The sequence below is a fragment of the Haloferax chudinovii genome (assembly GCF_042663345.1).
GTDB lineage: Archaea > Halobacteriota > Halobacteria > Halobacteriales > Haloferacaceae > Haloferax > Haloferax chudinovii.
In genome coordinates this window covers 20,477-28,266 of record NZ_JBHTAB010000017.1, presented here as the reverse complement: position 1 = coordinate 28,266, position 7,790 = coordinate 20,477, and the positions used below count along the sequence as shown (strand labels likewise).

Genomic DNA, 7,790 nt, shown 5'->3' with positions numbered 1-7,790 from the left:
CGAATCAACGCCTGTGGAGACTGCGCTCCCTGTGGATACACCTGTGTCTGCAAAGCGCGTCGTTGAAACAGGAAGCCCCACCCTCAAGCGCGAGCCGTCAGGCGAGCGGTAGGGTGGGGTAGTTCACTGACCCCAGTTGGCGACGACGCGCGGGCGCTCGCCGACCGGGAGCACGTCGATGTCCTCGTCGGCCGCGCCGCGCGCTTCGAGGGCCGCCTTCGAGGAGGCGTACGTCGAGAAGTAGCTGACCTCCTCTTCGACGCAGTCGATGAGCGTCTCGCGGTTGCGAGAGACGACGAAGTCGAAGTCGCCCTCGCGGAGCATCGTGAGGAAGTCGTCGACGTCCTCGGGCGTGAGCACCTCGTAGTACTCGTCGAAGGCGTCGAGCAGGTCCCGTCCGGCCTCGCTGTCGGCGTCGGGGAACTCGGGGTCCGCGAGGTCGACGTAGACGGTTCCGTCGGCCGGAATCGGGTCGTTCGCCGCCGACTGGGCCTTCTCGTAGGCCTTGCCGAACGAGGTGGCGGTGCCCATGACCTCGCCCGTGGACTTCATCTCCGGGCCGAGACGCGGGTCCGAACCCGGCAGGCGGTCGAACGGGAGGACGACCTCCTTGACCGACACCTGCTCGGGAATCTGCTCGCTCACGGCGAGGTCGGCAATCGAGTCGCCGGCCATGACCTTCGCCGCGAGCTTGGCGATTGGGACGCCCGTCGCCTTCGAGACGAACGGGACGGTCCGCGAGGACCGCGGGTTGGCTTCGAGGACGTACACGTCGTTCGAGCCGTCCTCGTTTTGCTTGACCGCGAGTTGGACGTTCATCAGGCCGACCGTGTCGAGGGCGCTGGCGATGTCCTCCGTGACCTCGCGGACGCGGGCCATCGTCTCGTCGTCGAGCGAGCGGGGCGGAATCATACACGCGGAGTCGCCGGAGTGGACGCCCGCGGCCTCGACGTGTTCCATCACGCCGCCGATGAGGACGTCTTCGCCGTCGGAGACGGCGTCCACGTCGAGTTCGACGCCGTCGGCGAGGAACTCGTCGATGAGGATGGGCTTGTCGGGGGAGACGCGAACGGCCTCCTCGATGTACTCCTTGAGCTCCGCGTCGGAGTGGACGATTTCCATCGCGCGGCCGCCGAGAACGTACGACGGGCGAACCAACACGGGGTAGCCGAGGTCGTTGGCGAGGTCGAGCGCCTCTGTTTCGCTGGTCGCGGAGCCGCCTTCGGGCTGGAGGATGCCGAGGTCGTCCATCAGGCGGTTGAAGCGGTCGCGGTCCTCGGCGAGGTCCATCGCGTCGATGGTCGTGCCGAGAATCTCGCAGTCGACGCCGCGGCGGTCGAGTTCGGATTCGAGCGGGTGGCCGATGTTGACCGAGGTCTGCCCGCCGAACTGGAGCATGACGCCGTCGGCGTCGATGGCCTCGATGACGTCGGCGACCTCTTCTGCCGTGATGGGCTCGAAAAAGAGGCCGTCGGAGGTGTCGTAGTCCGTCGACACCGTCTCGGGGTTGTTGTTGACGACGTGCGCGTCGATGCCCATGTCGCGGAGCGCCTGCACCGCGTGGACCGAACAGTAGTCGAACTCGACGCCCTGCCCGATGCGGATGGGACCGCCGCCGACGACGACGACGCTCTCCATGTCGCGGTCGACGCGGAGTTCGTTGCCCGCCGAGTCGCCCTCGAAGGGACCGCGGAAGAACTCGGGCTTGCGCGCGGAGTAGTAGTACGGCGTCTGCGCGGCGAACTCGCCGGCGCAGGTGTCGACCTGCTTGTAGGTGCGGCCGGGGACGTTCTGTTCGACCTCGCCGACGCTCGTGCCGGTCGTCGCGGCGATGCTGGCGTTGGTGTGGCCGGCGGAGGCGGCGGCGGCGAAGTCGCCCTCGGAGGCGGCCTCGACCGCCTCGACGACGCGGCCGAAGCGCTCGACGTACCACTCGTGGATGTCGGTCAGTTCGACCACGTCCGCCGTGGTGTAGCCGCGCTCGAACGCCTCGAAGATGGCGTACGGGCGGTCGGGGGTCGGCGTTTCGAGGTAGTCGGCTTCGAGCTCCTCGTCGGACACCTCGTCCCAGTCGGCGGCGGGGTCGTACTCGGACGAGCGGAGCGCCTTCAACAGCGACTCCTCGAAGGTGCGTCCGATGGACATCGCCTCGCCGGTGGACTTCATGGCCGTCGAGAGCTCGAAGTCCACGTCGGTGAACTTGTCCTTGGGCCACCGCGGCACCTTCGTGACCACGTAGTCGATTGCGGGCTCGAAGGCGGCGGTGGTCTCGCCGGTAATTTCGTTGGTAATCTCGTGGAGGCGCTTGCCGAGGGCGACCTTCGCGGTGACGCGGGCGATGGGGTAGCCGGTCGCCTTCGAGGCGAGCGCGGAGGAGCGCGAGACGCGCGGGTTCACCTCGACGACGCGGTACTCGCCGCCGGGGGTGCCGTCGTCGTGCCACGCGAACTGGATGTTACAGCCGCCCTGAATGCCGAGTTCGCGGATGACTCCGAGCGCGGCGTCGCGCATCTCTTGGTGGCCCTCGTCGGGGATGACCTGCGAGGGCGTGACGACGGTGGACTCGCCGGTGTGAATCCCCATCGGGTCGATGTTCTCCATGTTGCAGATGATGATACACGAGTCGTCGGCGTCGCGCATCACCTCGTATTCGAGTTCGACCCACCCGGAGATGGACTCCGTGATGAGGACTTCGCTGTTGCGCGAGAGGCGGAGGCCCTTACGGACGCGGGAGACGAGTTCGTCCATCTCGTGGACGACGCCGGAGCCGGAGCCGCCGAGGGTGTAGGTCGTCCGCGAGATGACCGGTAGGCCGCCGACGGCGTCGACCGAGGCCTCGACGCGCTCTTCGAGGGCCTCCTCGGTGATGTTCTCGACCGCCTCGCTCTCCTCCAGCGAGATGGTCGTCGACTTCGGGACGGGCTGGCCGATTTTCTCCATGCGCTGGCGGAAGAGGTCGCGGTCCTCCGTCGCGTAGATGGTGTCGAGCGGCGTGCCCATGATGTCCACGTCGAACTCCTCTAAGACGCCCTCCTCGGCGAGTTCGGCCGTGACGTTGAGTCCGGTCTGCCCGCCCAGTCCGGCGATGACGCCGTCGGGGCGCTCGCGCTCGATAATCTCGGAGATGGCCTCGGTCGTGATGGGCTCGATGTAGACCTTGTCGGCCATCTCGGGGTCGGTCATGATTGTCGCGGGATTCGAGTTGACGAGGACAACTCGCGCGCCTTCCTCTCGGAGCGCGCGGCAGGCCTGCGCGCCGGAGTAGTCGAATTCCGCCGCCTGTCCAATCTGGATCGGGCCGCTTCCGATGAGCAAAATCGTCCGGTCCTCTGTGCCTTCCTGAGGTCCGGTCGAGGTGTCCTCGTCAGTCATCGTCGGAATCCAATCCGCACATCGTAATAAGTCCGGCGAAAAATTACGAGGTCCGAAACTCGATTGCGAATTTCGAAAAGCTCGTCGAACGACCCTCGCACGGCCGGGGAAGGCTTTTGAGGGGTATCCGAGTAGCGGCTACGCATGCCCGCGGTTTTCACGACGCCGCCGCCGCTCGACGCCGGGGGTCGCGTCGCGGTCGTCGCGCCGTCGCGTCCCATCGACGAGTCGCAGTTGGACCGAGCGTGCGCGCGACTCCGCGACGTGTTCTCGCTCGACCCGGTCGTCTTCGAGTCGGCCCGGCGCGACTGGGAGTGGCTCCGGGACAACCCGGCGGCGCGCGCGGAGGACGTGATGCAGGCCTTCGAGGACCCGTCGATACGCGGTGTCATCGCCGCCACCGGCGGCGACGACCAACTGCGGGTTCTCCCGCACCTCGACCCGGCGAGGCTGACCGCGTCGCCGACGCGGTTTTTCGGCTTCAGCGACAACGACAACCTCCGGCTGTTCCTCTGGACCCACGGGGTCGTGAGCTACGGCGCGACGCTCCACCCGACGCTCACCGTGGACCCCGAGCTACACCCGTACGTCGAGCGATACCTCCGCCGGGCGTTCTTCGAGCGCTCCATCGGCGTCGTCGAACCCGCGCCGGAGTGGACCGACGACTGGTTCGACTTCGACACCGAAGCACCGCGGGAGTGGCGCGACAACCCCGGTCGGACGTGGCGGGGCGACGAGCGCGTGACGGGGCGGCTCTGGGGCGGTAACTTCAGCGTCGTGAAGTGGCATCTTCAGACGGGGCGTTACCTCCCCGACCCAGACGACCTCGACGGCGCGGTGCTCGCGCTCGAAACCTCGGAGGACGTGCCGCTCCCCCGCGAGGTCCGCTACACCCTGCGGGCGATGGGCGAACGCGGGCTGTTAGAACGGTTCGACGGGCTCGTGGTGGGTCGCCCGCGGACGCACGCGCCCGGACTGGAGTGGGAGCCGCCGGCCGACTACGGCGCGCAACTCCGCGCGGCAGTGCTGTCGGTCCTCGACGCGTACAATCCCGACGCGACGGCGGTGTTCGACCTGGAGTTCGGCCACGCCGACCCCACGGTTCCGCTCCCGCTCGGCGCGAGGGCGACGCTGAACCCGGCGGTCGGCCGGCTTCGAATCGACTGAAAAGCGGGGCGCTCGGCGCGCGTTACATGTAGGGTTCGGGGTCGAGGTCGCGCTGGGCGCGGTACTGGTCGACGAACTCGCTCACGTCGAACTGCAACATCTTCGACTCGAACTCCGAGACGACTTCGTCGTCGTCGGCGTGGCTGACGGCGTGTTCCATCAGTTCCACGACGAGTTCGACGATTATCTCGTGGAGCCGTCGAGAGTCGAAATCGGTCGCCCAGACGATGCCCGCGCCGAGTTCGCCGTCCTCGGAGACGTCCTCGGAGACGACGGCCTCGGGGAACTCTTCGAGGACGATACCCATGAGATGGGCCGTCCCGAACTCGGGCATGTCGTCGCTCGTGGTCTCGATGGTCTCCTGAAGGATTTCGACGAGGAACTCCGGGAGGAAGCGGTCGGGCGGGTGGACGTCCATGACGACGGCGTGGCTGTCGCCGCACGGACAGTCGAACTCCCGTTTGCCCAAGTCGAGTTCCCGGACGCGCTTCGTCTCGCCGCAGGGGAGGTCCAAGACGGCCCCGCGGCCGCCGGGAACGCTCGGTCCAGACATACCCGTGGGTTGCGGTTCTCGCCGTTTAAACGTCGCGTTCTTCGGAATCGGCGCGCGCGGAACGAGACACCACGGAACGTCAGTTGCGGTCGGTCGTCGGTAGTCCTGTCGGCGAAAAACGGCGACGACTCGGTGCGAAACGCGCGGCGGCGTCCCCTCAGCGGCGGCCCGAGACGTAGACGATGGGACCGACGATGAGGAGCGTGATGCCGAGGAACAGGTAGTGCGGCTTGCCCAGCGTCACCGGGGTCAGAAGGAAGATGAGCCCGAACAGCGTGGCGTTGATACCGAGGACGTGTCGGGACTTCAGCGGTAGGGTTCCGACCGTCGACAGGATGAACACGAGCAACAGCGCCTGCCCGATGTTGTAGTCGAGCAGGAAGGTGTCTACGAGCTGAAGGGGAAGCATCTTGTTTTCTCGGTCGGTTCGAATCGACTATCAAAGTTCCGTTATTCTCGTTGGAAACCGGCGGTCGAACCCCCGGATATTGGGGCCGCCGGGGGGTCGGTGCGGTCCCGACCGGCGGCGAACACCGTTGTCGACGCGGGGTGACGTCCGACGCGCGGCGGCGGACTACCCCGACGGGCCGGTGATGTCAAGCGGTCGAAGCCACCCGTACCAGACGATAAAGATCATACCCGCGTAGCCGAGCGTGAACACGACCATCCCGAGGCCGTTGTAGCCGGCCTCGCCGAGCAGGCGGCGCGCCACCCCCGGGAGGACGATGCCGAGCGTCACGACCGCCGCGAGGAGGAGGTTCCCCCGCGACAGAAACGACTGCTTCGTCTCGCTCATGACCGCCACTCGGGGCCGAGGCGACGTGAATCGCACGGTTCTGAGAGCGACTTCGGCCCCGGCGACCGAGCGGGCGACTCGTCGCCGCCCGGCTGACTGCGCGTCGGCGCTGTCCGGTGCGCCCGGTCGGGTCGGTTTTTTGCCGCCGGCCGCCGAAGTGCGGGCGTGCCATCTGTTCCGGTCCTCGTCGCGTTCGCGGTCGCCGGCGCGGCCCTCGCGTGGCGGGGCGGCGACATGCTCGTCCAGGCCTCCGACCGGCTGGGTGCGTACTACGGCCTCCCCCCTATCGTGCAGGGAGCCATCATCGCCGCCGTGGGGTCGAGCTTCCCCGAGCTATCGAGCATCGTCATCGCCACGCTCCGCTACCAGTCGTTCGATATCGGCGTCGGCGCGGTCGTCGGGTCCGCCGTCTACAACATCCTCATCATCCCGGCGGTGTCGGCGCTCGTCGGCGAGGGCCAGCGGCTCGCCTCGAACCGCGACCTCGTCTACAAGGAGGCGCAGTTCTACCTGCTTTCTATCGCCGTCCTCGTGCTCACCTTCTCCCTCGCGGTCATCTACAGCCCCGCCACCGACACCGCGGGCCTCAACGGGTTCGTCACGCGCTCGCTGGCACTCATCCCGCTCGGGCTGTACGGGCTGTATCTGTTCATGCAGTACCACGACACGCTGGAGCACCGCGCGGGACTCACCGCCGTCGTCAACGACGTGAGCCCGGCCCGCGAGTGGCTCGCGCTCGGCGGGTCGCTCGCGGTCATCCTCGTCGGGGCAGAACTGCTCGTCCGCGCGGCGGTCGGCCTCGGCGACGCCTTCGGCACGTCGCCGTTTCTCTGGGGGCTGACGGTCGTCGCCGCCGGCACGAGCCTGCCGGACACCTTCGTCAGCGTCGCGGCCGCCCGGCAGGGCAACGCGCCGATGAGCCTCGCCAACGTCTTCGGGAGCAACGTCTTCGCGCTCCTCGTCGCCCTCCCGGTCGGCATCCTCGTCGCCGGGGGCGCGGTCATCAACTTCGAGGAGGTCGTGCCGATGATGAGTTTCCTCACGGGCGCGTCGGTCGTCTTCTTCGCCGTCCTCCGGACCGAGATGGCACTGACGCGCGGCGAGTCGTACGTCCTTCTCGCGACTTACGCGCTGTTCATCGCGTGGCTGGTCGCCGAAAGCCTCGGCGTGACCGGGGTGCTCGGCTGAGGCGACGCTCCGGAGTGACGACTCAGAAAACGGAAAACGGACTCGCCGCGGAAAGGGCAGTCGCGGCGAGCGAGGTTGATGACGACTGCACGCGCAGTCGGGGGTCGAGGGTCGGTCCGAACCCTGTTAGTCGCCGGGCGTGTTACCGCGCTGGTACCGACCGACCATCTTCCACATCGCCGCGTCGAGGTCCTCGCCGTCGGCGGCGGACTCAATCTGGCGGTACAGGTGTTCGGAGACGTCGATGGTTGGCATCACCAGCACGTATGTCGTGTACGGATTTAATACTACTGGGATACAGAATCGAGTAAATTTATTCGGAGCGGACGGGCGTCAAGCCACGAAACCGGGAGACAGCACCGCCGCCCGGGGTCGTGAGACGATTGTCACCGTGAGAAACTCGGAGTAGACGGCGTGACAGAAATCGGAACGTTCGCTACTGCCGCGCCTGCCGAAGCGACGCGCCGTCGAAGCGCTTCAACGCGAGTTCGCCCGCTTCGAGCGGGTCGACGGGCGTATCGTGTTCGTCGTCCATGTGTTCCATCACGAGAACGCCGACGCTCTCGCGGGAGTCGGCCGTGGAGGTGTGGCCGCACCCGTACAGACAGGTGAGTTCGTATTCCATGTTATTCGGTACCACAATCTATTGCGTGATATAGCTTTCTCTGTATTCGTCCGTTCGACCAGTCATGTGCTGGTAAATGCAGACGATTC

8 protein-coding genes and 1 pseudogene are annotated in these 7,790 nt (G+C 66.9%); 3 read left to right on the top strand and 6 right to left on the bottom strand.

The genetic code is table 11. The features are described from left to right. Positions 1-112, top strand: a pseudogene (locus tag ACFQI8_RS19400) (RNA-guided endonuclease InsQ/TnpB family protein); the annotation flags it as partial. Between the two features lie 11 nt (positions 113-123). Here the strand turns inward: ACFQI8_RS19400 and carB are convergent. Then, a complete protein-coding gene (gene carB, locus ACFQI8_RS19395) occupies positions 124-3,372 on the bottom strand; it encodes a carbamoyl-phosphate synthase large subunit (protein WP_390247725.1) in 3,249 nt (1,082 codons plus the stop codon). A gap of 144 nt (positions 3,373-3,516) precedes the next feature. On the opposite strand from carB, the gene ACFQI8_RS19390 reads away from it, so the two are divergent. Further along, the gene (locus ACFQI8_RS19390; protein WP_390247723.1) at positions 3,517-4,539 is read left to right on the top strand and encodes a S66 family peptidase; all 1,023 of its coding nucleotides are present in this window, start codon (positions 3,517-3,519) and stop codon (positions 4,537-4,539) included. Positions 4,540-4,561: 22 nt separating this feature from the next. Here the strand turns inward: ACFQI8_RS19390 and ACFQI8_RS19385 are convergent, their stop codons facing one another. The 3 genes from ACFQI8_RS19385 to ACFQI8_RS19375 all read right to left on the bottom strand — a co-directional run bounded on the left by ACFQI8_RS19385 (position 4,562) and on the right by ACFQI8_RS19375 (position 5,888). Continuing rightward, positions 4,562-5,092 carry a DUF5815 family protein gene (locus ACFQI8_RS19385; protein WP_390247721.1) on the bottom strand — a complete coding sequence of 177 codons (531 nt, stop codon included), beginning with the start codon at positions 5,090-5,092 and terminating at the stop codon, positions 4,562-4,564. A 157-nt stretch (positions 5,093-5,249) separates the two neighbouring features. Beyond that, entirely contained in the window at positions 5,250-5,501 is a 252-nt protein-coding gene (locus tag ACFQI8_RS19380) for a hypothetical protein (RefSeq protein WP_390247719.1), read from the bottom strand. A 165-nt stretch (positions 5,502-5,666) separates the two neighbouring features. Continuing rightward, positions 5,667-5,888 (bottom strand): hypothetical protein, encoded by a 222-nt coding sequence (locus ACFQI8_RS19375; RefSeq protein WP_390247717.1) that lies wholly within the window; start codon positions 5,886-5,888, stop codon positions 5,667-5,669. Positions 5,889-6,053: 165 nt separating this feature from the next. Between ACFQI8_RS19375 and ACFQI8_RS19370 the strand changes: the two genes are divergently transcribed. After that, complete coding sequence (locus ACFQI8_RS19370; protein ID WP_390247715.1) at positions 6,054-7,076, top strand: sodium:calcium antiporter; 1,023 nt, start codon at positions 6,054-6,056, stop codon at positions 7,074-7,076. Between the two features lie 126 nt (positions 7,077-7,202). On the opposite strand, the gene ACFQI8_RS19365 is transcribed toward ACFQI8_RS19370, so the two are convergent. Then, on the bottom strand, positions 7,203-7,331 hold the full coding sequence (locus ACFQI8_RS19365; protein WP_004042243.1) for a hypothetical protein: 129 nt from the start codon (positions 7,329-7,331) through the stop codon (positions 7,203-7,205). A 181-nt stretch (positions 7,332-7,512) separates the two neighbouring features. Then, a complete protein-coding gene (locus ACFQI8_RS19360; RefSeq protein ID WP_042661863.1) occupies positions 7,513-7,701 on the bottom strand; it encodes a hypothetical protein in 189 nt (62 codons plus the stop codon). Positions 7,702-7,790: the final 89 nt, after the last annotated feature.